At 66.6% G+C, this 24300-nt stretch carries 23 protein-coding genes, 1 tRNA gene and 2 pseudogenes; 14 read left to right on the forward strand and 12 right to left on the reverse strand.

Annotated elements, in window-relative coordinates; genetic code table 11:
* Positions 1–84: 84 nt before the first annotated feature.
* The 4 genes from G481_RS23045 to G481_RS23050 form a co-directional block, all read right to left on the reverse strand.
* The gene (locus tag G481_RS23045) at positions 85–723 is read right to left on the reverse strand and encodes a GntR family transcriptional regulator (RefSeq protein WP_035025352.1); all 639 of its coding nucleotides are present in this window, start codon (positions 721–723) and stop codon (positions 85–87) included.
* Positions 723–2117, reverse strand: a complete 1395-nt coding sequence (locus tag G481_RS0106560; protein WP_028029317.1) for an aspartate aminotransferase family protein — start codon at positions 2115–2117, stop codon at positions 723–725. The genes G481_RS23045 and G481_RS0106560 overlap by 1 nt, the downstream gene beginning before the upstream one ends.
* 108 nt (positions 2118–2225) lie before the next feature.
* On the reverse strand, positions 2226–2573 hold the full coding sequence (locus tag G481_RS0106565) for a RidA family protein (RefSeq protein ID WP_028029318.1): 348 nt from the start codon (positions 2571–2573) through the stop codon (positions 2226–2228).
* 163 nt (positions 2574–2736) lie between these two features.
* The gene (locus G481_RS23050) at positions 2737–3483 is read right to left on the reverse strand and encodes a GntR family transcriptional regulator (RefSeq protein WP_051294341.1); all 747 of its coding nucleotides are present in this window, start codon (positions 3481–3483) and stop codon (positions 2737–2739) included.
* Between the two features lie 273 nt (positions 3484–3756).
* Here G481_RS23050 and G481_RS0106575 point away from each other — a divergent pair, with 273 nt between their 5' ends.
* The 4 genes from G481_RS0106575 to G481_RS0106590 all read left to right on the forward strand — a co-directional run bounded on the left by G481_RS0106575 (position 3757) and on the right by G481_RS0106590 (position 9073).
* Positions 3757–5307, forward strand: coding sequence for an ABC transporter substrate-binding protein (locus G481_RS0106575; RefSeq protein WP_035025283.1), 1551 nt, complete (start codon positions 3757–3759; stop codon positions 5305–5307).
* A gap of 63 nt (positions 5308–5370) precedes the next feature.
* The gene (locus G481_RS0106580) at positions 5371–6387 is read left to right on the forward strand and encodes an ABC transporter permease (protein WP_028029320.1); all 1017 of its coding nucleotides are present in this window, start codon (positions 5371–5373) and stop codon (positions 6385–6387) included.
* A gap of 3 nt (positions 6388–6390) precedes the next feature.
* Entirely contained in the window at positions 6391–7248 is an 858-nt protein-coding gene (locus G481_RS0106585) for an ABC transporter permease (RefSeq protein WP_028029321.1), read from the forward strand.
* A 1-nt stretch (position 7249) separates the two neighbouring features.
* Positions 7250–9073, forward strand: coding sequence for a dipeptide ABC transporter ATP-binding protein (locus tag G481_RS0106590; protein WP_028029322.1), 1824 nt, complete (start codon positions 7250–7252; stop codon positions 9071–9073).
* Positions 9074–9261: 188 nt separating this feature from the next.
* On the opposite strand, the gene G481_RS0106595 is transcribed toward G481_RS0106590, so the two are convergent.
* Positions 9262–9996, reverse strand: a complete 735-nt coding sequence (locus G481_RS0106595) for a GntR family transcriptional regulator (RefSeq protein ID WP_028029323.1) — start codon at positions 9994–9996, stop codon at positions 9262–9264.
* A 57-nt stretch (positions 9997–10053) separates the two neighbouring features.
* Here G481_RS0106595 and G481_RS0106600 point away from each other — a divergent pair, with 57 nt between their 5' ends.
* Positions 10054–11370, forward strand: a complete 1317-nt coding sequence (locus tag G481_RS0106600; protein ID WP_035025285.1) for an LLM class flavin-dependent oxidoreductase — start codon at positions 10054–10056, stop codon at positions 11368–11370.
* 31 nt (positions 11371–11401) lie between these two features.
* Here the strand turns inward: G481_RS0106600 and G481_RS0106605 are convergent, their stop codons facing one another.
* Complete coding sequence (locus G481_RS0106605) at positions 11402–12448, reverse strand: DUF2332 domain-containing protein (RefSeq protein WP_028029325.1); 1047 nt, start codon at positions 12446–12448, stop codon at positions 11402–11404.
* Positions 12445–13125, reverse strand: coding sequence for an aminoacyl-tRNA hydrolase (pth, locus tag G481_RS0106610; protein WP_028029326.1), 681 nt, complete (start codon positions 13123–13125; stop codon positions 12445–12447). Before pth ends, G481_RS0106605 begins: the two co-directional genes overlap by 4 nt.
* A 231-nt stretch (positions 13126–13356) precedes the next feature.
* Between pth and G481_RS0106615 the strand changes: the two genes are divergently transcribed.
* Both G481_RS0106615 and hmuQ read left to right on the forward strand, forming a co-directional pair.
* The gene (locus tag G481_RS0106615) at positions 13357–13665 is read left to right on the forward strand and encodes a hypothetical protein (protein WP_028029327.1); all 309 of its coding nucleotides are present in this window, start codon (positions 13357–13359) and stop codon (positions 13663–13665) included.
* Positions 13666–13786: 121 nt separating this feature from the next.
* Complete coding sequence (gene hmuQ, locus G481_RS0106620) at positions 13787–14113, forward strand: heme-degrading protein HmuQ (protein WP_028029328.1); 327 nt, start codon at positions 13787–13789, stop codon at positions 14111–14113.
* Positions 14114–14170: 57 nt separating this feature from the next.
* On the opposite strand, the gene G481_RS0106625 is transcribed toward hmuQ, so the two are convergent.
* From G481_RS0106625 to G481_RS0106640, 4 genes are all read right to left on the reverse strand, one after another.
* The gene (locus tag G481_RS0106625; protein ID WP_028029329.1) at positions 14171–14779 is read right to left on the reverse strand and encodes a 50S ribosomal protein L25/general stress protein Ctc; all 609 of its coding nucleotides are present in this window, start codon (positions 14777–14779) and stop codon (positions 14171–14173) included.
* Positions 14780–14961: 182 nt separating this feature from the next.
* Positions 14962–15474, reverse strand: coding sequence for a GNAT family N-acetyltransferase (locus tag G481_RS0106630; RefSeq protein WP_028029330.1), 513 nt, complete (start codon positions 15472–15474; stop codon positions 14962–14964).
* A gap of 4 nt (positions 15475–15478) precedes the next feature.
* A complete protein-coding gene (locus tag G481_RS0106635) occupies positions 15479–16888 on the reverse strand; it encodes an FAD-binding oxidoreductase (protein ID WP_028029331.1) in 1410 nt (469 codons plus the stop codon).
* A 114-nt stretch (positions 16889–17002) separates the two neighbouring features.
* Positions 17003–17458, reverse strand: coding sequence for an Lrp/AsnC family transcriptional regulator (locus G481_RS0106640; RefSeq protein ID WP_028029332.1), 456 nt, complete (start codon positions 17456–17458; stop codon positions 17003–17005).
* A gap of 137 nt (positions 17459–17595) precedes the next feature.
* Here G481_RS0106640 and hppD point away from each other — a divergent pair, with 137 nt between their 5' ends.
* The 5 genes from hppD to G481_RS0106665 all read left to right on the forward strand — a co-directional run bounded on the left by hppD (position 17596) and on the right by G481_RS0106665 (position 23290).
* A complete protein-coding gene (gene hppD, locus G481_RS0106645; RefSeq protein ID WP_028029333.1) occupies positions 17596–18696 on the forward strand; it encodes a 4-hydroxyphenylpyruvate dioxygenase in 1101 nt (366 codons plus the stop codon).
* A 145-nt stretch (positions 18697–18841) separates the two neighbouring features.
* On the forward strand, positions 18842–19924 hold the full coding sequence (gene folE2, locus G481_RS0106650) for a GTP cyclohydrolase FolE2 (protein WP_028029334.1): 1083 nt from the start codon (positions 18842–18844) through the stop codon (positions 19922–19924).
* Between the two features lie 380 nt (positions 19925–20304).
* The gene (gene glpX, locus G481_RS0106655) at positions 20305–21270 is read left to right on the forward strand and encodes a class II fructose-bisphosphatase (protein ID WP_028029335.1); all 966 of its coding nucleotides are present in this window, start codon (positions 20305–20307) and stop codon (positions 21268–21270) included.
* A 102-nt stretch (positions 21271–21372) separates the two neighbouring features.
* Positions 21373–23103, forward strand: a complete 1731-nt coding sequence (gene recJ / locus G481_RS0106660) for a single-stranded-DNA-specific exonuclease RecJ (RefSeq protein WP_028029336.1) — start codon at positions 21373–21375, stop codon at positions 23101–23103.
* Positions 23104–23215: 112 nt separating this feature from the next.
* Positions 23216–23290: transfer RNA gene (locus G481_RS0106665), tRNA-Glu, on the forward strand.
* A 128-nt stretch (positions 23291–23418) separates the two neighbouring features.
* Here G481_RS0106665 and G481_RS25380 read toward each other — a convergent pair.
* A pseudogene (locus G481_RS25380) lies at positions 23419–23661 on the reverse strand (integrase core domain-containing protein); the annotation flags it as partial.
* A 3-nt stretch (positions 23662–23664) separates the two neighbouring features.
* Here G481_RS25380 and G481_RS23055 point away from each other — a divergent pair.
* Both G481_RS23055 and G481_RS0106680 read left to right on the forward strand, forming a co-directional pair.
* Positions 23665–23946 (forward strand): annotated as a pseudogene (locus G481_RS23055) (IS3 family transposase); the annotation flags it as partial.
* A gap of 60 nt (positions 23947–24006) precedes the next feature.
* Positions 24007–24300: transposase (locus tag G481_RS0106680; RefSeq protein ID WP_028029339.1), on the forward strand; the 294-nt coding region annotated here is incomplete at its 3' end.

Consider the following 24300-nt stretch of genomic DNA (forward strand, 5'->3'; position numbering starts at 1 on the left):
GAGAGCGCGCGGGGGGCCAGCCCCCCGCCGCCATGGGCGGCTCCCCCCGGGGTATTTCGGGCAAGGTGAAAGCCGCAGGGGCGTTCAGGCGCCCTGGGCGGCCTTCAGCGTTTCCAGTGCATCGCCGATATCGGCGGCAATGGCGGCGCGCAGGCCGGTTTCGTCGCGGGTGCGGATGGCCTCGAGCGCGGCAAGATGCCTGTCAGCGGCCAGATGCGCCGGGGCCTGATCGAACAACAGATGCATCCAGGGGCCGAACTGCAGCCACAGGCTTTCGATCAGTGGGCACAGCACCGATCCGGGCGCGGCGCGGTAGATGCCAAAGTGGAAGCGGTAGTTCAGCCGCATATAGGCCGCCACATTGCGGGCGCGGATCGCCTGCGACAGGGCGGCGTCGGTGGCGGCCAGCCGATCCAGCATCGTCGCATCAAGATAGGGCAGCGCATCCGCCGCCGCCTCGGGTTCCAGCAGCAGGCGGGCGCGGATCAGGGCCTGGAAACGGTCATGGCCCAGCGCGGGCACGGTCAGGCGCCGCGTTTCGCTGGCGGCAAGGCCTCCTTCGGCGGTCAGACGGCGCACGGCCTCGCGCATCGGCATGGTGCCGGTGCCCAGGAGACCGGCCAGCGAGGCCACCGTCACCGGCTGGCCTGGCGCGATGCGCCCTTCCAGCAGCGCCTCCTTGAGGGCGGCATAGGCGAGGTCGTGCAGCGGTATCGCGGCCATCAGGCGGCCTGCCACAGCCCTTCGGCCTTGACCTTTGCCGCCGCCTCGTCGAGCGATGTCCACGCCCGTTCGATCAGCACGTCGATTTCCGCCGGGGTGATGACCAGCGGGGGGGCAATGATCATCCGGTCCCCGACATGGCGCATGACAAGGTTGTTGGCAAAGCAGCGTTCGCGCGTGATCAGGCCGACGGTGCCTTCCTCGGCGGCGAACCTTGCGCGCGACGCCTTGTCCGGGGTCAGGGCAAGCGAGCCCATCAGGCCGACCAGCTTTGCCTCGCCCACCATCGGGTGATCGGCCAGCTGCGCCCATTTGGCGGCAAGGTGGGGGTGCGCCACGTCTCGGACATGGTCGATGACCTTTTCCTCGGACAGGATGCGCAGATTTTCCAGCGCCAGGGCCGCGGCAAGGGGATGGCCGGAATAGGTGTAGCCGTGGTTGAATTCGTCGCTGCCGATCACCGCCGCCACCTCGTCGCAGACGATCAAGCCGCCGATCGGCGCATAGCCCGAGGACAGCCCCTTGGCGATCGTCATGATATGGGGACGGATGCCGAAGGTCTGGCTGCCGAACCAGTTGCCGGTGCGGCCGAACCCGGTGATCACCTCGTCCGCGATCAGCAGGATGTCGTATGCGTCGCAGATGCGCTGGATTTCCGGCCAGTAGGTCGCGGGCGGCACGATCACCCCGCCGGCGCCCTGGATGGGTTCGCCGATGAAGGCCGCGACGTTCTCGGGGCCAAGCTCCTTGATCTTGTCTTCCAGCTCGCGCGCGCGCAGCAGGCCGAAGTCGTCGGGCGACATGTCGCCGCCTTCGGCATACCAGTGCGGCTGGCCGATATGGACGATACCGGGGATCGGCAGCCCGCCCTGTTCGTGCATCGGCTTCATGCCCCCAAGGCTGCCGCCGCCCATGGTCGACCCGTGATAGGCATTGCGGCGGCTGATGAGGATATGCTTTTGCGGCTGGCCCTTGAGCGCCCAATAGTGGCGCACCATGCGGATGTTCGTATCATTCGCCTCGGATCCGGACCCGGCAAAGAACACATGGTTCAGATCGCCCGGCGCCAGTTCGGCGATGCGCGTGGCCAGCGCGATGGCCGGCACATGGGTCGTCTGGAAGAAGGTGTTGTAATAGCTCAGCTCCAGCACCTGGCGCGCGGCGGCCTCGGCCATTTCCTCGCGCCCGTAGCCGATGTTGACGCACCAGAGGCCGGCCATGCCGTCGATGATCTCGTTGCCTTCGGAATCGGTCAGGAACACGCCCTTGGCCCGGGTGATCACCCGCGCGCCCTTGGCCGCCAGCGCATTGCCGGTGGTGAACGGGTGCATGTGGTGGGCAGCGTCCAGTGCCTGAAGCTCGGCCGTGGGAAGGTGGTTGGTAATGATGGTCATGGCAAATCCCCTTTGGCGCAAGGTGCGCCAGCCGGGGCGCAAGGTCAATGGATTTTGATCAAAATTCTTTCGCAAGCGAAAGGCCCCGGCGAACCGGGGCCTGCGCGATCACTTGGCCGGAACGGCGGCGGTGACGATGATTTCCACCTTGTATTTCGGCGCGGCCAGCTTGGCCTCGCCCGTGGCACGGGCCGGGGTGTGGCCAGCCGGAACCCACTTGTCCCACACGGCGTTCATCTCGGCGAAATCGGCCATGTCCGACAGCCAGATGATGGTCTGCAGGATGTTTTCCTTGGAGCTGCCAGCCTCGGCAAGGATGCGGTCGACCTGCGCAAGGCAATCGGCGGTCTGTTCGGCAACGGTCGCGCCTTCGCCGACCTGGCCAGCCAGCCAGGCAATGCCGTTGTAGACGACGGCTTCGGACATGCGCGCGCCGGGATTGATACGCTGGATCATGGGACACCCCTGTGTTCGATATGGTTTCGGCCCCGGATACAGGCGGTTCGCTGCCCCCGGAAACCCCGTAAGCGTTGGTAGGAACTGCCAGCCCGGAAGGCAACCCCGGACAAGCCGCCGCATCCGAGCCGGGACATCGCGCCGGGCCAACCCGATCCGGGCATCAACCGCCGGACTGCGGGATGCCGGCCACCGCGCCGCCAGCTGCGCCAAGGGTCTCGGCCTCGCGTTCGGCGCGGACATGCGGCAGGTGGGAATAGGCGACCTCGGCCTGATGCGCGAACAGGAACATGCGCTGCGCGACCTGCAGGGTATCGCGCCGCTGAAAGGCCTCGAGCAATCCGACCATGCCGTCCAGAACGATCTGCTGCGTTCGCGGATCGACCAGTGTCGCGTGGCGGACGATTTCCACCTGATCGGTGAAGTGTTGCAGCATGTCGGCCAGCCGGCGATTGGGGCTGGCCGCGATCCAGATCGCCCGGAACGCGGCATTCGCCGCCCCGAAGTCAGGCACATCGGACCTGGCAACCGCCGCCCGTGCCTGTTCGACAAGCTCTGACATCCGGCTCAGCGCCTCGTCGCTCAGGGTCCGCGCGGCATTCGCGGCGATCTGCGGCTCGATCAGCTTGCGCGCTTCAAAGATCTCGGCCACGTCGCGCGCGGTCGGGCGGCATAGCTCGAACCCGCGCGAGGTGGATCTGACGTGCCCCTCTGCCGCCAGTTGCAGCAGCGCCTCGCGCACCGGCATCCGGGAAATCCCCAGCGATTTGGCGATCGCCGCATCGACCAGCTTGGTGCCGCCCGCGATCTCGCCCAGCCGGATCTGGCGGCGCAGATTGTCATAGACATGCTGGCGCAAGCTGATGCCGCGCGGGCGCAAGGTCGGGGATTTCACATACGGGGCGCCCATGGGAATACTGTATTCAGTTCATGCTGCCGTTTTGATCAGTCAAACAGGCCACTGGTGCCAACGTCAACACAGGCGCCTGGGGATGGCCTGCAAAACAACCCGTTTCAGCAGGTTTGTTTGAGTTCGAAACAATTCTCTTGACGCAAGGGAAAACGCAAGCAAGTCTGACTCGCAGAAACAGAATTCAGTTTCCGCGCTGCCCCGCCAGCCACAGGAAAGCTGAACGCCAAGACGCCGCGCCTTGATGCTGTGTTTCCTTCAGGAGAGATCGCCATGACATCCGACCTATCCCGACGCCATCTATTGCAACTCATGGGGCTGGGGACCGGGGCGGCCGCGCTTGCCTCTGTCGCGCCGGGCCTGGCCTGGGCGCAGACCAAGGACACGGTCACCATCGCCTGGCCGACCGATGTTCCGACCTGGGATCCCAACCAGCGCACGTTCCCCGACGGTCAGGCACTGTTCAAGCTGATCTTCGAACAGCCGATCATGCAAGATCCAAAGCTGAACTTCGTGCCCGGCCTGTTCACCGAATGGACAACGTCCGAGGACGGGCTTTCGCTTGGCTTCAAGCTGCGCGAAGGCGTGAAGTTCCACGATGGATCGCCCCTGACCAACCGTGACATCCGGTTCAACTGGTTTGACCGGGTCAAGGAAAGCCTGTCGGGCGGCAACAAGCTGGATGCGGCCAACACCTGGAAGAACATCCAGGACATCGAGCTGGACGGCGACTATGCCGGCACCTTCCGCTTTGGCGCGCCGATCACGACCGCCGTGCCGTGGCTGGCCTTCATGGCGAATTATGTGGTGCCCGAGGCCTACATCAAGTCGGTCGGGATCGAACAGTTCCGGTCCAAGCCCATCGGCACCGGGCCCTACAAACTGGCCGAATATCAGGTCAACAGCCGCATGGTCTTTGAACGGAACGAGGATTACTGGGGCGAGAAACCCGCGATCAAGACGGTCGTGGTCAACATCATCAAGGACCCCTCGGCCCGCGCGGCGGCCATGCAGTCGGGCCAGGCCGACCTGACCGTCAACATCCCGGTGCGCGAGACCGAGCGTCTGGGCAAGGTGCCGGGGCTGGTGTCGGAACTGAACCCGATTCAGCGCGTCGTGCTGATCCAGCTGCGCAGCGATCTGGCAACGGCCGATCAGAACCTGCGTCTGGCGCTGCACCATGCGATCGACAAGCAGGCGCTGTCCAAGGCGTTCTACGGCGGCGGCGCCGTGCCGCTGAGCGTGCCGGCCCCGCCCGGCACCGCAGGCGATGTGCCCGGCTTTGTCTTTCCCTATGACCCCGAGAAATCCAAGGCACTGCTGGCCGCAAGCGGCTATGGCCCCGGCAAGCCCGCCACGCTGAAGATGGCCGCGACCAACGGGCATTTCCCTTCGGACTTCGACATTGCCCGCGCACTGGTCGGCATGTGGAAGAAGGTCGGCATCGAGGTCGAGCTGGAAACCATCGAATACGCCAAGTATTTTGAGCTGAACCGCGGTGGCCAGCTGCCGGAACTGACGCTGTATTCGTGGGAAAATGCCACCGGCGACCCGGAAATCTTCACCGGATACCTGCTGAACCCGAAGATGCCGTTCTCGCCCTGGCGGGGCGAGCAGCCGGGCGATCAGATCGCCAAGCTGTTCGTTGAAACCAACACCGAAAAGCGCCTTGCCGGCTACCGCGAGCTGAACCGCTTTGCGGTCGAGATGGGGGCGACCATTCCGCTGCTGCAAAGCGTGCAGACGCTCGTGCGCAAGGACAACCTGAACTACCTCAAGTTCGGCAATGGCTGGGTGCTTGCCCAGACCATGACCTGGGGCTGACCGGATCTGGCCGGGGCGCCACTGGTGCCCCGGCCGACCGGCCAGCCCGCCCCGGAAGCCCGCATGTTCGCAACCCTCCTCTCCTTGTTCCTGCGCCGCCTTGCCGTCGCGGTGCCTACGCTGTTCGTTGTCTCGGCCCTGCTGTTCATCGTGCTGCGGCTTCTGCCGGTGGACCCGGCAGCCATGTCGCTGCCGCCCAACGCGACCAATGACGAGCTGGCCGCAATGCGCAGCACCATGGGGCTGGACAAGTCGCTGGTGACGCAATTCCTGATCTGGCTGGGCCAGATTCTGGGGGGCGATTTCGGCAATTCGATCCAGTATCGCCTGCCGGTCTGGCAGCTGATCGGCGATGCCCTGCCCGCGACGATCGAGCTGGCCTTGCTGTCGATGGTCGTGGCCACCATTGTCGGCCTGGCGGGCGGGCTGGCGGCATTCTATTTCCGCGATGGCGCGGGCGAGGCGGTGCTGGATCTGGGTTCCGTCGTCATCCTGTCGCTGCCCGATTTCCTGTGGGCGCTGCTGCTGATGCTGGTGCTGGGGGTGTGGCTGAACGCGCTGCCCTTCATGCTGCGGCTCGATCCCGGGATCGAGCGGCCGGTGATCACCGGCTTCCTGCTGATCGACACCTTGCTGACCGGCCGGCTGGATGCCTTTGCCAGCGCCTTGAAACATATGGTGCTGCCGGTGCTGGCGCTGGGGATTTCGGCGGCACCCTCGATCATGCGGGTGCTGCGATCCAGCCTGCTGGACGTCTATCAGGAAGATTACATCCATCAGGCCCGCCTGCGCGGCCTGTCGGAACGTCAGGTGCTGCTGCGCCACGGGCTGAAGAACGCGATCCTGCCGACGCTCAGCCTGATGGGGGTGCAGTTCGGCTTTCTGTTCGGGGGCACCCTGCTGGTCGAGGTGATCTTTTCCTATCCCGGCATGGGCAACCTGATGATCGATTCAATCCGCAACGTCGATCTGCCGGTGATCCAGATTGTCGGCCTGACCTATTGCGTCATGGTGTTGCTGATCTCGACGGTGGTGGATGCGCTGCATCTGGTGCTCAACCCCAAACTGCGGGCGCGATAGGCGATGGCGGCACTTCCTCTCTGGCTTCGCAACACCCGCAGCGTGATCGGCCTGACGATCCTGGTGCTGGTCTGCGCCGCGGCGCTGCTGGCCCCGGTGATCGCACCGCATGATCCGAACGAACAGGATCTGCTGAACACCCTGCTGCCGCCGGTCTGGGCCGATGGCGGCGATCCGGCCTTTGTCTTCGGCACCGACAGTCTGGGTCGCGATATCCTGTCGCGCCTGCTGCATGGGGCGCGGGTGGCGATGACGGTGGCCATATCGGCCTCCTTCGGGGCGATGCTGCTGGGCGGGTTCCTGGCCCATGTCGCGGGCTATTTCGGCGGCTGGGCCGATTGGCTGATCGGCCGGATCATCGACGTCTGGCTGTCGTTCCCGCCGGTCGTGCTGTCGCTGATCCTGATGGTGGGGCTGGGGTCGGGCCTGTGGAACGTGATCCTGGCGATCATCCTGGTGGACTGGACCCGCTTTTGCCGCGTCCTTCGGGCCGAGGTTCTGGTGGTGCGGCGGCGCGATTATGTGGCGGCGGCGCGGCTCCTGGGCTTTTCGCACCTGCGCACCATCGTGCGGGAAATCCTGCCGGCCACGCTGCCGCTGCTGATCACGCTGATGGCGCTGGAAATGGGCATTGCCGTCGTGGTCGAGGCGATCCTGTCCTTTGCCGGCATGAGCGTCGGCAACGAGGTGCCGGCCTGGGGCCAGATGATCGCCGATGCGCGGCAAGACATCTACACCTCGCCCTCGACGCTGATCCTGCCGGCCTTTGCGGTGTTCATCACGGTCTTCGGCTTCAACATCCTTGGCGACGGGCTGCGGCGCAGTCTGGACACCCGCCTGACCCAGACGGAGCGCGCCTGAGATGAGCTTGCTGGATGTCGACCGCCTGACCGTCTCGGTGGGCAATTCCAAGGGCACCTTCACCGTGCTGAGCGAGCTGACCTTTAGGCTGGAACCCGGTCAGGTGCTGGGGCTGGTGGGCGAATCCGGCGCGGGCAAGTCGATGATCGGCCGCACCATCGCGCAGCTTCTGCCCAAGGGGTTCCATGTCAGCAACGGCACGCTGGTGTTCGATGGCCATGACATGCTGGGGATTGATGAAAGGCAACGCCGCGCCCTGCTGGGCCGCGACATCGCCTTTATCCCGCAAGAGCCGCTGGCAGCGCTGAACCCGGTGCTGACCATCGGCCAGCAGATCCGCGAACATCTGGCCCATGTCGCCCGCGGCGAGGGGCGCACGCGGGTGGCCGACTGGCGCGCCACCGCCATCGAGGTGCTGCAATCGGCCCATCTGAACGACCCCGCAGGCCTTTTGAACAAATACCCGCACCAGCTGTCGGGTGGCATGTGCCAGCGCATCCTGATCGCCATGGCCTTCCTGTCGCGCCCAAAGCTGCTGATCGCGGATGAGCCGACGACGGCGCTGGATGTGTCAGTTCAGGCGCGCATCATCGACCTGATCAACGAGATGCGGCGCGCGAATGGCACAGCGGTGATCTTCATCACCCACGATCTGCGGCTGGCCCGGCAGATCTGCGATGAGGTGCTAGTGCTGTATGCGGGCAAGCAGGTGGAATTCGGCCCCGGCCCGGCCGTGTTCGACGCGCCTGCCCACCCCTATACCCGCGCGCTGCAGCTGGCGATTCCGCCGACAATGGCGGAACATCGGGGCCTCTTCACCCTGCCCGACCGGATGCCGGGGTTGATGGCGCTGAACGACATGCAGGGCTGCCGCTTTGCCGCCCGCTGCCCCTTGGCGATGGACGCCTGCCTCAGCACCGTTCCGGCAGATGTGACGGTCGGCCAGGGCCACCGATCCGCCTGCCTGCGCCCGATGGATACCGGGACGATCCAGCCCCCGCCGCCCCCCGAACACCGCCAGCGCCAGGCTGGCACCACGCCGCTGTTCACCGCGCGCGATCTGTCCAGGCATTACGTCACCCGCGCCCGCCTGCTGCGCAAACCCGACACCTTCGCCGCCGTCCGCTCGGCCAGCCTCGATCTGGCCGAGGGCGAGTTTCTGGGCATCGTCGGCGAAAGCGGCAGCGGCAAGAGCACCCTTGCGCGCCTGCTGGTCGGGCTCGAGGGCGCAAGTTCCGGCCAGATGACCTATCAGGGCCGCGACATTTCCGGGATGGACCCGGAAACGGCGGCCTTCCGGCGCCGAAACATCCAGATGGTGTTTCAGGATCCGCAATCCGCGCTGAACCCGCGCCGCCGGGTCGGTGCCATCGTCACCCAGGCAATGGAGGTGATGGCCAGCACCGCCGCCGACCGGGCCGACCGCGCGGCCGAGTTGCTGTCGGAAATCGGCCTGTCGCCGGAAATGGCGGCGCGCTACCCCTCGCAGATGTCGGGCGGGCAAAAGCAGCGGGTGAACATCGCGCGGGCCCTGTGCAACGTGCCGCGCTTGCTGATTGCCGACGAAATCGTCTCGGGCCTGGATGTGTCGGTGCAGGCGCAGCTGCTTGAACTGTTGCTGCGCCTGCGGCAGGAACGGGCACTGTCGATCATCATCATCTCGCATGACCTGTCAGTGGTGCGCTACCTGTGCGACCGGGTGATGGTGATGTATCGCGGCGAGGTGGTGGAAAGCGGCGCGGTGGATACAGTGTTCGCCAATCCGCAGGCCGACTATACCCGCAAGCTGCTGGCGGCGATGCCGGGGGAAACCGGCCAGGGCTGATCGGAATTCCGGGCACCGGCTGCGTGGATGGCCCCGAAATCCCCTGCTTTCCCTCCATCATCTTGCCGAAAATAGCCCACGGGGAGCGCCGGTTGGTGCGCCATCGGTTCGAGAACCAACCGGCGCGGAGGGGTGTGAAACCCCTCCAGCGGCCGGGGCCAGGCACGCATGCCTGCGAAGGCCGCTCCCTAACGGATCTCGCTGACATAGCGGTGGCGCGAGGTATCGGCATGGTGCCGCGCCAGCACCACCGGCCGCCCGGCCGCATCATAGGCCATCTCGTCGATGCACAGCAGCGGCGCGGTTTCGGGCAGACCCAGCGCGCTGGCGGCCTCGGGGTCCAGCACGGCCGACAGATGTTCGCGCACCGCCGCCAGCCGCAGCCCGTGGACCTGTTCCAGATGCAGGTATAGCTGGGCGGGCACGCTGTCTGGCAAAGACCCCGCCAGCCGCGACGCCTGAACGGCATAGTCGTCCAGCATGACCGCCCGCCCCTCGACCAGCCGCAACCGGCGGAACCGGGCCAGCGGCGTGCCGGGCGGCAGATCCAGCGCCTGCGCCTCGGCCCCGGTCGCGGGCGCCGCGCCGACCGACAGCGACACGGACCGCGCCTGCACCAGCCGCCCGTCCAGCCCGTGCAGCCGGAAATAGCGGATCAGGAACCGCAAGGTCAGCTGCGGCGATCGCCCGGTGACCACGGTTCCGGTGCGGCGGCGGCGGGCCAGCAGGCCTTCCTCGGTCAGCGCCATCAGGGCCCGGCGCAAGGTGCCGACCGCGATGCCATAATCCTGCGCCAGCTCCTGTTCTGCGGGCAGCACCGCACCGGGCGCCAGATCGCCGGACAGGATCGCCTCGGTCAGCCGATCCTTGACCTGCTGGTGCAGCGGCGCACGCGCCAAGGGAGATTGGGGGTTCTCGGCCATGTTTAATACTATATAGTTTATAGGAATCAGATCAAGACTCGGCGAAAGGTCCAACACATGCGGAAACTGCGTCTCGGCTTGTCGATGTTCCGGCTGGGCTATCATGTCGCCGCCTGGCGCCACCCCGATGTGCAGGCCGATGGCGCGATGGATCTGCGCTTTTTCGCCCATATCGCCCGAACCGCCGAGCGGGGCCTGTTCGATCTGGTGTTCATGGCCGACGAGCTGGCCATTCGCGGCGGCACCAAGCCCGAAGGCGCCGCCGAGCGCATGGCCAATGTCGCCGAGCTGGAGCCGCTGACCCTGCTGTCCGCCATCGCCGCACTGACGGAGCGCATCGGCCTGGTGTCCACCGTCTCGACCACCTACAGCGAGCCCTACAACCTGGCCCGGCAGGTGCTGTCGCTGGATCACCTGTCAGGCGGACGCGCGGGGTGGAACCTTGTCACCTCATGGGGCGCCGAAGATGCGCTGAACTTCGGCCATGCCACGCTGCCCGGCTATGACCAGCGCTATGCCCGCGCCGGGGAATTCGCACAGATCGTCCGGGGCCTGTGGCATTCATGGGACCCGCAGGGACTGCTGCGCGACAAGGCGTCGGGGCGCTTTTCCGATTTTGCCCATCTGCATCCGGTCAACCATGCGGGGCCGTATTTCCGGGTGCGTGGCCCGCTGAACATGGCGCCATCGGTGCAGGGCGAGCCGGTGATCTTTTCCGCCGGCGACAGCGACGAGGGCCGCGACATCGCCGCGCGCGAGGCCGATGTGGTCTTTACCGCCAAGCAGGACATCGACAGCGCGCGGGCCTTCTACGCCGATATCAAGGCCCGTGCGGTGCGCCATGGCCGCGACCCGTCCGAGGTGCTGGTGATGCCGGGCCTGATGGCGATCACCGCCCCCACCAGCCCCGAGGCCAACGCGAAACTGACCGAGTTGCAGGCGCTGCTGGACCCGCTGGTCGGCCTTGCCTCGCTTTACGACCGCTTGGGCGATCTGAGCGGCCATGACATCGACGGCCCGGTCCCCGAACCCAAGGACCCCGCGTTCCGCAGCCGGGCGCAGGTGATGTATGATCTGGCGCGCGCCAAGGGCTATACCATCCGCCAGCTTTATGAGCTGATGGCCATCGGGCGCGGGCACCGGATGCTGGTCGGCACCCCGGCCGAGATCGCGGACGAGATGCAGCTGTGGTTCGAAACTGGCGCCGCGGACGGGTTCAACATGATCCCGACGCATCTGCCCGCGGGCATCGAGGCGATGGTCGATCTGGTCGTGCCGGAACTGCAACGCCGCGGCCTGTTCCGCACCAGCTATGAGGCAACCACTCTGCGCGGCAATCTGGGCCTGCCCCGGCGCGATCGCGCCGTCGCCTAGGCAGGCTCCGGTCTTGTCGCAGACGCGGCCTCTAGGTCGGAACCGGGGCCTGCCAGTCGATCCAGCGGCCATGAAAGTCGATCCGGCCCAGCGCAATGCGCTGCCCGCCGGGCCACAGGTCAAGATACAGCGCGGCACCCGGCAGGCCCGAGCTGTCCGCCTCCATCCCCAGCCGGGCAAGCGGTGCATCCACGCTGGCCCGCGCGCCATGTTCGGCCAGCAGCGCCTCGCCCCGGGCCTGCGCGGCGGCGGGAAAATACTGCCAGGCGATGGTGTGGTAGATCAGATGCAGCCGCCCCGGCATGGGCGCGGCCAGCCGCCCGGCCAGCCAGTCGATCGCATCGCCGCGCTGCACCGGCGGGCGTTCATGGGCGGCAATGTCCAGCGCGGCTTGGGTGCGGGTCAGCCGGTCCTGCTGATCGGCCCAGATATAGGACAAGAGCCTTAGCCGGTCCGCCACCGGATCCAGCGGGTTCAGGTCGATCCCGGCCCGCCCCACCACCCGAGGCGTCGCCCGGACCGGCGCATGGCCGCGCCATTCGGGCGTCAGCACCACCGGCGCCCCCGCAGGGCCCAGCGCACCCGAGGGTGTTTCCAGCCGCCAGCGGTCCCAAAGCAGGTTCAGCCCGGCGCTGGCGCCAAGCTCTGACAGCTCCAGCGGCAGACCAAGGCAGGCGGCCAGCCAGTTCCCCGCCGCGATCAGCGCGGCCGAGCGGCGCACCTCGTTGGTCTGCGGCGCGCTTTGCAGCCAGTGCAGCAGATGATCCTCGTGCCGCGCGATGGCAGGGCCGACGACCGACCACAGATGATCGTCCGACAGCAGGCGCGCGGCGGCATAGGTCTCGGCCAGGGCAGGATCGGCGCCGCTCAGCACCAGCGCGTGCAGCCCGCCCATCAGCCGCAAGGGCACCGAGTCGCCCTTGCTGGAGGCATCACCAGGCCAATGCAGAACCGCAGCGCCGACCGGGCCGCTGACCTCCAGCCGGTCGGCACACAGCCGGCACAGCCGTGCGGTCAGGGGCGAGCCAAGGCCCTCGCAACTTGCCGCCTGATCGCGGAAGGCGTCACGCACATTCATCTGAATTTCTCCGCCAGGCGTTGCAGGGGGGATTTCGCGGGTTCCGGCTCGGGCGCCGGGGCGGCTGCGGGGGCCTTGCCCTCGGGCGGGGCCTTGCGTTCGCGCGGGGGCGGCGCAAGGCGGGCGTTGACCGCGTTCAGGAACCGCGTGCCATCCCCGGCCACCAGATCGGCGGCCCCGTCCGATATGCCGCGCAGCAGATCGTCCAGCCAGTCCTGATCGGCCTTGGCAAAGTCATGCAGCACATAGGCGGCCACCGCATCCTTGTGCCCCGGATGGCCGATGCCCAGCCGGACCCGGCCATAAGCCTCGCCGATATGGGCATGAATGGATCGCAGACCATTATGCCCGGCATGTCCGCCGCCCTGTTTCAGCCGGATGCGTCCGGGCGCCAGATCCAGTTCATCATGGAACACCATGACATCGGCGGGGGTCAGCTTGTGAAAGCGCATCGCCTCGCCCACCGACTGGCCCGACAGGTTCATGAAGGTCTCGGGCTTGAGCAGCAGCACCTTGTCCGGGCCCAGCCGTCCTTCGGCCACCAGCCCCTGAAACCCGCGCTTCCAGCCGGAAAACCCGTGATCCGCGGCAATGCGGTCCAGCGCCATGAAGCCGATGTTGTGCCGGTTGCCCGCGTATTTCGCGCCCGGATTGCCCAGCCCGACCCAAAGTTTCATCGCATGTCCCCTGCACGTTCCGGATTGGGGATCTGCCCGTTGCGTCACGATGCGTCAAGCGGCCAGCAACCGAACGCGTCGATCCGGCCCGAATCTGGACCCGCCCGGCGGACTTCCGCGCCTGCGGCATGTCGTCCGGTTCCGGCGCGGTTCGGCCTGGTGTGTCCTGTATCGGCCCCGGGCCAGATCTTCGACCATGGCCGCAACCATCACCCATGAACGAGACCCCACATGAAGACCTTGTTCCTGATTGGCACCCTTGGGACCGCTACGACCGCATCGCCGGTTCTGGCAGGCCATGCGAACCCCTGGACCGATGATACCTCGATCCTGAACATGCAGTATCACAAGGAAAACCTTGCCCGCAGCATTGGCACCTCGGGCGAGGACGAGATGCTGGGAACCATGGTGCAGACCGCGCATGGCAAGCTGGACGGGATGGCCGCCGATACGGGGGCGGGCGCATCCGCAGGCAGCGGCGGCGCACACGGTGCCGGTGGCCCGGGCGGTGGCGGCAATGGTGGCGACGGGCGTCCCTGAGGGCCAGGGCAGGCGGCCTGCGCTTGACCTGTCCGGCGGCGCCTGAAAAGGTGCCGCCACGCCAGACCGCCAGGCTCATCGCCCTGCCATCCAGCCCGTCACCCAACGCAAGGATGAATTCATGTTCCTGACGATGAACCGCTTCAAGGTGAACCCCGGCCAGGAGGCCGCATTCGAGGCCGTCTGGACCGGCCGCGACAGCCAGCTGCCGCAGGTCCCGGGCTTTGTCTCGTTCCACCTGATGAAGGGCCCGGCAAAAGAGGGCCATACGCTCTATGCCAGCCACACCCTGTGGGAATCCGAGGCGCATTTCACCGCCTGGACGAAATCCGAGGCCTTCCGCAACGCCCATCGCGGCGCCGGCAGCCATGGCGATCTTTACGCCGGCCCCCCCGAGCTGGAGATGTTTTCCTCGGTGCAGGTCATCGACGGCAAGGCCGCGGCCTGAAACGAAAACGGCGCGAAGGTTGCCCTTCGCGCCGCGAGTCTGTCAGCGTGACAGAGATCAGCCTTCGGCGCCTTCTTCGGCGTCCGACGCACGCAGGCCCGAGGGCGCGGCGATGTTGGCGATCACGAAGTTGCGGTCGACGGTCGGCTTGACGCCTTCAGGCAGCGCGATGTCGTTGATGTGGATGACATCACCGATCTGCTTGCCTTCCAGATCCACGGTGATGTGATCCGGGATGTCACCGGCGGTGACTTCCAGTTCGACTTCCGGGCGCACGATGGTCAGCGTGCCGCCGCGCTTCAGGCCGGGCGCCTTGTCCTGGTTGATGAAGTCGACGTGGATGAACAGGTTGATCCGGCTGGTGCGACGCAGACGCATCAGGTCGACGTGGGTCGGCAGGTCCTTGACCACGTCGCGCTGCACGCCGCGGCAGATCACGCGCACGTCTTCCTGGCCTTCAACCTTCAGGTTGAACAGGGTCGACAGGAAGCGGCCGGCCTTCAGGCGCTTGAGCAGGTAGTGGTAGTTCAGCTGAATCGCCAGCGGCTCGGTGCCGCCACCGTAAACCACGCCAGGAACCTTCATGTCACGACGAGCTTGGCGGGCGGCCCCCTTGCCTGTCCCCGCGCGAACCTCGGCGACGAGATCCGGGATCTCTTTAGCCATTGTCTTTCTCCTTTGACAGTCCGCCGCCCTCCAAGGGTGTGCGGCGCGACCGGGCGGCCATAGCGGGATTCGGTCAGGAATGAAAGGGGAAATGGCACGTTTGCTGCGGCTGGGAGCGGTGCGGTGGCGCGGGGCGCATGCCCCGCAGGCGCGCGCGGCCCCTCGATGGGGTCGTGCGCGCCTTATTCCCGATCGTCATCCGCCAGAATGGCCCAGCGTTCGTGATCGCGCCACTGGCCGCCGATCTTCAGATAGCGCGGCGAAAAGCCTTCCTTGCGAAACCCCGCCCGGCGCGCCAGCGCGATGGAGGGCGCATTGCCCGGCTGGATATTCGCCTCGATCCGGTGGAGGCCCAGCTCGTAGAATCCGGCCCGGACCACCAGCCGCAGCGCCTCGGTCATGTAGCCCTGCCCAGCGAGCCGGGCCGATCCATAATAGCCCAGATAGGCGCTGCACATCGGGCCAAGAACGATATGACCCAGATTGAACACCCCGACCATCGCGCCGGTCGCGGCCTCGCGCGCCAGCCAGGTCACATGGCTGCCCGTCACGCGCTGCGCGAACCACGGCTCGAACCCCTCGGGCTCGGTAAAGGGGCTGACCCATGGCGCATGAAACGCCTGGTTCTCGCGGTGAAAGGCGACCAGCTCGTCTGCATCGCCTCGGCGCAGCTGGGCAAGGACGACCCGGGCCATGGACCTAGCCCAGAACCGCGCCGGGGTTCAAAATCCCCACCGGATCCAGCGCAGCCTTCAGCGCGCGCATCGCTGCCACGCGCGCCGGATCGCCGTATTTCGTCAGATCCGAGGTCTTGGCCCGGCCCAGCCCGTGTTCGGCACTGACTGACCCGCCGCGCGCGTGCACAAGGTCATGGACCAGTTCCTTGACCGCATTCGCCTGCCCGGCAAAGGCCCTGCGCGACGCGCCCTTGGGAGGGAACACATTGTAGTGCAGGTTGCCATCGCCCAGATGGCCAAAGCAGTTGATGCGGAAATCGCCCATTGCCGCCAGCGCCGCCCCTGCCTCGGAAATGAAGCCCGGCAGTTCCGACAGCGGCAGCGCCACATCATGCGAGGAAATCGCACCGATCAGCCGGTTCGCCTCGGGGATGGTTTCGCGCAGGGTCCAGAAATCGTTCCGCTGGCTTTCGGATTGCGCGATCAGGCCATCGCTGACCAGATCGGCCTCGCCCCCCGCCTCGAACAGGGATTCCAGCATCTCGGCCGCCGACAGGCCATGCGGCAGGCCCAGATCCACCAGCACCATCCATTCCGGCGGATCGGCAAAGGGCTGGCGGACATCGGGCATGGTTTCCGACAGGAACACCGGCCCGTTGCGGTGGATCAGTTCAAAGGCCGAGACGCAGCCGGGCGCCAGCCCTTCGGCAAGGGCCAGCAGCGCCAGCGCCTCGGCCGGCCCGCCCACCACCATCAGCGCGGCGCCCGTCACCGGGGGCGGGGCGACCAGCCGCAAGCTGGCGGCGGTGATGATGCCCAGCGTGCCTTCGGACCCGATCAGCAGGTTGCGCAGGTCATAGCCCGTGTTGTCCTTGCGCAGCCGTTTCAGCCCGGCCAGGATGCTGCCATCGGCCAGCACCGCCTCGATGCCAAGGCACAGATCGCGCGCATTGCCCCAGCGCAGCACGTTCACGCCGCCCGCGTTGGTGGCCAGGTTGCCGCCGATGCTGCAGGTGCCTTCGGAGGCCAGCGACAGCGGGAACATCCGCCCTGCTGCCTCGGCCGCCGCGCGCACATCGGCCAGTTTCGCGCCGGCCTCGGCGATCAGGACGTTTTCATCCGCCCAGACGCCGCGCACCGCCTTCATGCGTTCCAGCGACAGGATGACCGGGGCCGGGCCTTCGGACATGATCTGACCGCCGACAAGTCCGGTGCCGCCCCCCCATGGCACAATGCCGACCCGCGCCGCATGGCAGGCCCGCACGATGGCGGCCACTTCCTCGGTCGTGCGCGGCAGCGCAACGCAGCCACCAAGGCCGGCCCAGCGGCCGCGCGGCTCTTCCAGATAGCGCGGCTCAGGGGCGCGGATGGTGCCATCGGGCAAGCCGGCGGCAAGCTCTGCCACGAAACGATGATCGGCCGGGTTCAGCACGGCAGAGCCTCCGCAATGGTGATCTTTGCGAACGGGTATAGCGCAGGCAGGCCAGCGTGCAACCGCCCCGGCCGGCCGCAAAAGACCCCGAGTTGACAGCATTTTCGCATGAACTCATGTCGGCAGCGGGGCATCGGGCTTGAACTGGTCCATGACGATCTGGCTTTGCACCCGCGCGACTGACGGGTGGGGCAGCAGAACCTGATGGATCAGCCGGTTCAGCCCTGGCAGATCGGCGCACCAGACCCGCAGCAGGTAATCCGCCTCGCCCGTCAGGGTCCAGGCGCTGATGATCTCGGGCCGGGTGGCGACCAGCGTGGCCAGCGCCTGCGCGGCCTTGGGATCGTGGCTGGCCATCTGCACCTGGACAAAGGCCTGCACATGCAGGCCCAGCCGGTCCGGGCTGACACGGGCAGCATAGCCGGTGATATAGCCCTCGGCCTCCAGCCGCTGGCGGCGGCGGCCAGCCTGACTGGGCGACAGGCCAAGGCGGCTGCCCAGCACCTCGGAGGTCAGGGTGGCGTCCTTTTGCAGCTCGGCCAGCAGGCGCGAATCGATCTCGTCCAGCATTGCGCGTTTCCCGCATTAATCCGCTGTATAATGCGCATATTGCGCGCAGATTGCAGGCAGGGCCAGCCATAATGCACACTTCCCTTGCAAGCTGTGCGGCAGACTCAGGTTAACCCCAGGAACCGGAGGAGAAACCCATGGGCCCCTTCCCCCACGCCGCCCCCCGCGCGCAGATCACCGACCACAACCCCGCCGGCACCGACGGGTTCGAGTTCGTCGAATTCGCCCACCCCGACCCCGAACAGCTGCGCGAGCTGTTCGCGCGGATGGGCTATGCGCTGACCGCCCGCCACAAGACCCGCGCCATCGAGCTGTGGCAGCAGGGCGACATCACCTATGTGCTGAATGACGAGCCCGGCAGCCATGCCCGCATGTTCGTCGAGGAACACGGCCCCTGCGCCCCGTCGATGTGCTGGCGCGTGGTTGACCGCCATCAGGCCCATGCCCACGCGGTGGCCAAGGGCGCCACCCCCTATGACGGCCCCGGCAAGACGATGGACCTGCCCGCCATCGTCGGGATCGGCGGCAGCCTGATCTATTTCACCGATGCCTATGGCGGCGCCCCCCAGGGGCCCTATGCGACCGAATTCGACTTTGTCGCGACGCCCAAGCCTGCGGGGGTGGGGTTCTATTACCTCGACCACCTCACCCACAACGTCCACAAGGGCAACATGGATGTGTGGTTCCGCTTCTATGGCGACATCTTCAACTTTCGCGAAATCCGCTTCTTCGACATCGAGGGCAAATACACCGGCCTGACCAGCCGCGCCCTGACCAGCCCCTGCGGCCGCATCCGCATTCCGATCAACGAGGATCGCGGCGACAAGGGCCAGATCGTCGAATACCTGCGCCGCTACAACGGCGAGGGGATCCAGCATATCGCGGTGGGCACCGAAGACATCTATGGCGCCACGGATGCGATTGCCGAACGCGGGCTGAAATTCATGCCGGCGCCGCCGAAATCCTATTACGACATGAGCCTGGATCGCGTCACCGGCCATACCGAACCGCTGGATCGCATGATGAAGCACGGCATCCTGATCGACGGCGAAGGCGTGGTGGATGGCGGCGAGACGAAGATCCTGCTGCAGATCTTCTCGAAAACCGTGATCGGGCCGATCTTCTTCGAATTCATCCAGCGCAAGGGTGACGACGGCTTTGGCGAGGGCAACTTCAAGGCGCTGTTCGAATCAATCGAGCGGGACCAGATCGAACGCGGCGTGCTGGTCGCGGAATAGGCAACTTGCCCCCGGTCCTTGGCCCCTGCCCGTGCGGGGGCTATATCCTCAGGGTGCCTGCCTCATCGAGAAAGCCGGCCAGCCGGGTGATCCAGCCTGCAGGGCCAGCCGTAATCTAGATGACAGCGCGTGAGGAGAACATGCCATGACCATCCACACCCCCGCCATCGACCGCGAACCCGGCCATGCCGAGGCAGAGGCCGCCCTGGCCCTGCTGCGCCGTTGGGCAAGGGACATGCCGGCGGAAGTGGTGGCATCGCTGGACCCGGCCCTGGCACCCGTGCTGGCCACGGGCGGGCTCAGCCGCGACTATCCGGCCGATTTTCGCCCCGATGCCTCCTACAAGGCGACGCTGCCTGACCTGCAGAACGGCCCCTCCAGCCTGATCCGCGGCGCAAAGGCGGTGATCCAGCATGTCGGCATTTCCAACTTTCGCCTGCCGATCCGCTACCAGACCCGCGATGGCGGCGAACTGACTCTGGAAACCTCGGTGACGGGCACCGTCAGCCTCGAGGCCGACAAGAAGGGCATCAACATGAGCCGCATCATGCGCTCGTTCTATGCCCACAGCGACCGGCAATTCTCGCTTGGGGTGGTCGAAGCGGCGCTGGAAGACTACCGCCGCGATCTCGAAAGCTTCGATGCGCGGATCCAGATGCGGTTTTCATGGCCGATGCGGGTCGAAAGCCTGCGCTCGGGGCTGTCGGGCTGGCAGTATTACGACATCGCGCTGGAACTGGTGGATACGGCCGGCGTGCGCAAACGGCTGGTGCATGTGGATTACGTTTATTCCTCGACCTGCCCTTGCTCGCTGGAGCTGTCAGAGCACGCACGCGCCACGCGGGGCCAGCTGGCAACGCCCCACGCCCAGCGATCTGTCGCGCGGCTTTCGGTCGAGCTGGTGGGCGAAGATCGCCTGTGGTTCGAGGATCTGATCGATCTGGCCCGCCGCGCGATCCCGACCGAGACGCAGGTCATGGTGAAACGCGAGGACGAACAGGCCTTCGCCGAGCTGAACGCGGCGAACCCGATCTTTGTCGAAGATGCCGCCCGCAGCTTCTGCGCCGCGTTGCGGGCCGACGGCCGGATCGGCGATTTCCGCGTGGTCGCCAGCCACCAGGAAAGCCTGCACAGCCACGATGCGGTGAGCGTGCTGACCGAAGGCCCGACCTTCGCCGGCGCAAGCCTCGATCCGCATCTGTTCGCCAGCCTGATCCATCGCGGCTGAAGAAAAGCCGTGCGCGGGGGCATCGAGCCCCCTTGCCCGGCGCTGCCGCGGATGTGTGGCAAAGTCTCGCTTCTGACCGGGGCCACGGCAAGATACCTGCGTCGGCTGCCTCCGGCGGGGGTATTTGTAGCAAGGTGAAACCGAACGATTATCCGCGCCGCAGCATCAGGTCTGCTTTTCGACTTGATCCAAATATCCTGGGGGGAGCCGATCCGGCGCTTGCGCAGGATCGGCCGGGGGGCAAGGCCCCCCGCCTTGCCCAAAGCCTGAAGCCGCCCGGAACGGGCGGCGCAAGGGTGCGGGAGCGCCTGCGCGGGGTTCCCTTTCAAGGCATCCAGGGGTAGAACCTAGCCGGAATTACCCCTTTTCAGGATGCCGCCATGCCGCAGACCGTCGATTTCAACGACCGCATGTTGTCGCTGGGCCTTGCCCGCGTTTCCGAAGCCGCCGCCATCGCCTCGGCCAAGCTGATCGGGCGCGGCGACGAGAAGGCCGCGGATCAGGCTGCGGTGGACGCCATGCGCAAGCAGCTCAACCTGCTGGACATCGCCGGAACCGTGGTCATCGGCGAGGGGGAGCGGGACGAGGCGCCCATGCTCTACATCGGTGAGGAAGTCGGCACCGGCAAGGGCCCTGCGGTCGACATCGCGCTTGATCCGCTGGAAGGCACCACGCTGACCGCCAAGGACATGCCCAACGCCCTGGCCGTGATCGCCATGGCGCCGCGCGGCACCTTGCTGCATGCCCCCGATGTCTACATGGAAAAGCTGGCGGTCGGTCCCGGCTATGCCGATGGGGTCGTCACGCTGGACATGGACCCGGCCGAGCGGGTGCGGCAGCTGGCCAAGGCCAAGGGGGGCACGCCGGCCGACATCACCGTCTGCATTCTCGAGCGCCCGCGGCATCAGGATCTGATCAAGGCGGTTCGTTCGACCGGCGCCGCAATCCGCCTGATCACCGATGGTGACGTGGCAGGTGTCATCCACTGCGCCGAATCCGAACAGACCGGCATCGACATGTACATGGGGTCGGGCGGTGCGCCCGAAGGCGTGCTGGCGGCCAGTGCGCTGAAATGCATGGGCGGCCAGATCTATGGCCAGCTGCTGTTTCGCAACGATGACGAAAGGGGCCGGGCCGAACGCGCCGGGATCACCGATCTGAACCGCATCTACACCCGCGACGAGATGGTGACCGCCGACGTGATCTTCGCCGCCACTGGCGTGACCGATGGCTCGATCCTGCGCGGCCTCAAGCGCGAGGTCGGCTGGGTCACCACCGAGACGGTGCTGATGCGCTCGAAAACCGGGTCGGTGCGGCGGATGACCTATCGCACGCCGGTGAAGTGATCGGCGGCACGTCAGTGCTTCGAGGGGATTGCCGCACGGCCGCTGGTCGGCAGAAGTGCGGCGCCCCCGTTCAGAATTGTTGCGACAGATGAAGAGGCAGCCATGGCCTTTCTGGGCGTCGAGGCGTCACTGACCGGGCGCCGCTGGGTCGGTCTGACCGACGAGCAGGACCGGCTGGCCGAGGCGATTGCCCAGGGCCAGAGGTTGCCCTTGCCTGTGGCTCGGGTGCTGGCACGCCGTGGAGTGGCCGCAGATGAGGCCCCGGGATTCCTGGCGCCAGCCCTGCGCGATCTGCTGCCCGATCCGATGCTGCTGCGTGACATGGGTCCCGCAGCGGATCGCTTTATCCACGCGCTGAAGCATCGCCAACGCATCGCGGTCTTTGCCGATTACGACGTCGATGGCGGCGCCTCGGCCGCGCTGTTGCTGACCTGGTTGCGCGCCATGGGGCACGGCGCCACCCTTTATATCCCCGACCGCATCGACGAGGGCTATGGCCCCAACGTGCCCGCCATGCAGGCGCTGGGGCGCGAGCATGACCTGATCGTCTGCGTCGACTGCGGCACCCTGAGCCACGAGCCGATTGCGGCGGCGGGTTGCGATGTCGTGGTGCTGGACCATCACCTTGGCGGCGAAACGCTGCCCCCTGCGCTGGCCGTGGTCAACCCCAACCGACAGGACGAAACCGGCGAGCTTGGCCACCTGTGCGCGGCGGGTGTCGTGTTCCTGATGCTGGTCGAGGCGAACCGGCGCCTGCGCGGCGCGGGCGTTCAGGGCCCCGACCTCATGCGGTTCCTTGATCTGGTGGCGCTGGCGACGGTGGCCGATGTGGCCCCCCTGATCGGGGTGAACCGGGCGCTGGTCCGGCAAGGTCTGGCCGTGATGGGCCGGCGCGAGCGGCCGGGGCTGGTTGCCCTGTCGGACGCCGCGCGCATGACCAAGGCGCCCGACACCTATGCGCTGGGGTTCCTCTTGGGGCCGCGGGTCAATGCCGGGGGACGGATCGGCCAGGCCGATCTGGGGGCCCGGCTGCTCGCCACCGACAACCCGTCCGAAGCGGTCGTTCTGGCCCAGCGGCTGGACCAGCTGAACACCGAGCGGCGCGAGATCGAGGCCGCCGTCCGCGCCGAGGCCATGGCCCAGGCCGAGGCTCGGGGGACCGAAGGCCCGCTGGTCTGGGCGGCCGGCGAGGGCTGGCATCCCGGCGTGGTCGGCATTGCCGCTGCCCGCCTGAAAGAGGCGTTCGACCGCCCCTCGGTGGTGATCGGGCTTGAGAACGGCATCGGCAAGGGCAGCGCCCGGTCGGTTCCCGGCGTCGACCTTGGCGCCGCCGTTCAACGCGTCGCCGCCGAGGGGCTGCTGATCAAAGGCGGCGGGCACCGCATGGCGGCCGGGCTGACCGTCGCGCAGGACGCGCTGGAACCTGCCATGGCCCGGCTGGCCGAGCTGCTTGGCCGTCAGGGCGCCGGCGAAGGCGGCCCCCGCGATCTTGCCATCGACGGCCTGCTGGCCCCCGAAGGGGCCACGCCCGACCTGATCACCCAGATCGAGGCTGCCGGCCCCTTCGGCGCCTCGGCACCTGCCCCGCGCTTTGTCTTTGCCGACCAGCGCATCGCGGATGCCCGCAAGATCGGAGAGAACCATTTGCGCCTGACCTTCGGTGACGGCGCACGGTTGCAGGCCATCGCCTTCGGCGTCTGGGACAGCCCGCTTGGCATGGCCCTGAGCTCTGGGGCGGCCGGGCGCTTTCATCTGGCTGGACGGGTCGAGGTCGATTCCTGGGGCGGACGCCAGCGCGTGCAGCTGAAACTGGAGGACGCGGCGCGCGCGTGATCGCGCCTCGCAACTGCCCGAAAAGCCTTGCAGAAAAAAGTTTGCAGAAAGGCGCGGATTCCCTCTTGCGCCTTCCCGAGCAACCCTCTAGATACCCGCTCACGCCAAGCGTGGCCCGTTCGTCTATCGGTTAGGACGTCAGGTTTTCAACCTGAAAAGAGGGGTTCGACTCCCCTACGGGCTGCCACTGTGCCTTCCTAGGCAATTGATTTCATCAGGAAATCAGCGGTCAAGGGTATATCTGTCCACAATATACCCACAGCATATCACTGTTAGGGTGATCCTCTCGGTTTTAGTGGGGTCCGGCCGTAGAATTCACGCGGCCACCTTCAGCTTCATGGCAGGTGTGACCCCGCCGATGCGCATGTTGGGGCGTTCGTTGTTGTAGGTCCACCGACATTCGGTGGCGATCTGTTGCACCGCCTCGATGGTTTCAAAGTTGTAGAGGTCCAGCCATTCGTGGCGGACCGTCCGGTTGTAACGCACGACATAGGCGTTCTGCTGGGGCTTGCCGGGCTGTATGCAGGTCAGGGCGATGCCTTGCGTCTCGGCCCAGACCACCTGTTCCGCATCTACCGCGAGGAGCGGCTGCACGTCCGGCGTCGCGGCGGGCGCAAGAGGGCCATCGGCACACGGGCTTTGATGTCGTTGCCGCTGACGCCGAACCAGCGCTGGTCATTGGGCTTCGTGTCTGACCAGCTGACCGATGGCCGCCGCTTCCGGGTGCTGACCGTGGCGGATGACTGCACGCGGGAATGTCTCGCCCTGATCGCGGACACGTCACTGTCCGGCGCAAGGGTGGCACGGGAGTTGGCGACACTGTTCGAGGTGCGCGGAAAGCCCAGAAGTGTGAACCGCACCGGGTTTGCCGGAGGCTCCAACTCCTGAGTAGGATGGAGCATCATGAGCAAGACGACGAACAAGTTTTCCCCCGAAGTGCGTGAACGCGCGGTGCGGCTGGTCTTCGACAACGAGGGGCAGCATGGGTCGCGGTGGCAGGCGATCGTGTCGATTGCGGCGAAGATCGGTTGTTCTGCCCATACGCTGAACGAGTGGGTGAAGAAGGCCGAGGTCGACAGCGGGAAGCGCGCGGGCATTCCGACCGAGATGGCCGAGCGCATGAAGGCTTTGGAACGCGAGAACCGCGAGCTGCGCCAGGCGAACGAGATCCTTCGCAAGGCGTCAGCGCATTTTGCG

Origin of the sequence: Gemmobacter nectariphilus DSM 15620 (genome assembly GCF_000429765.1) — a bacterium.
GTDB classification, from domain to species: Bacteria; Pseudomonadota; Alphaproteobacteria; order Rhodobacterales; family Rhodobacteraceae; genus Wagnerdoeblera; species Wagnerdoeblera nectariphila.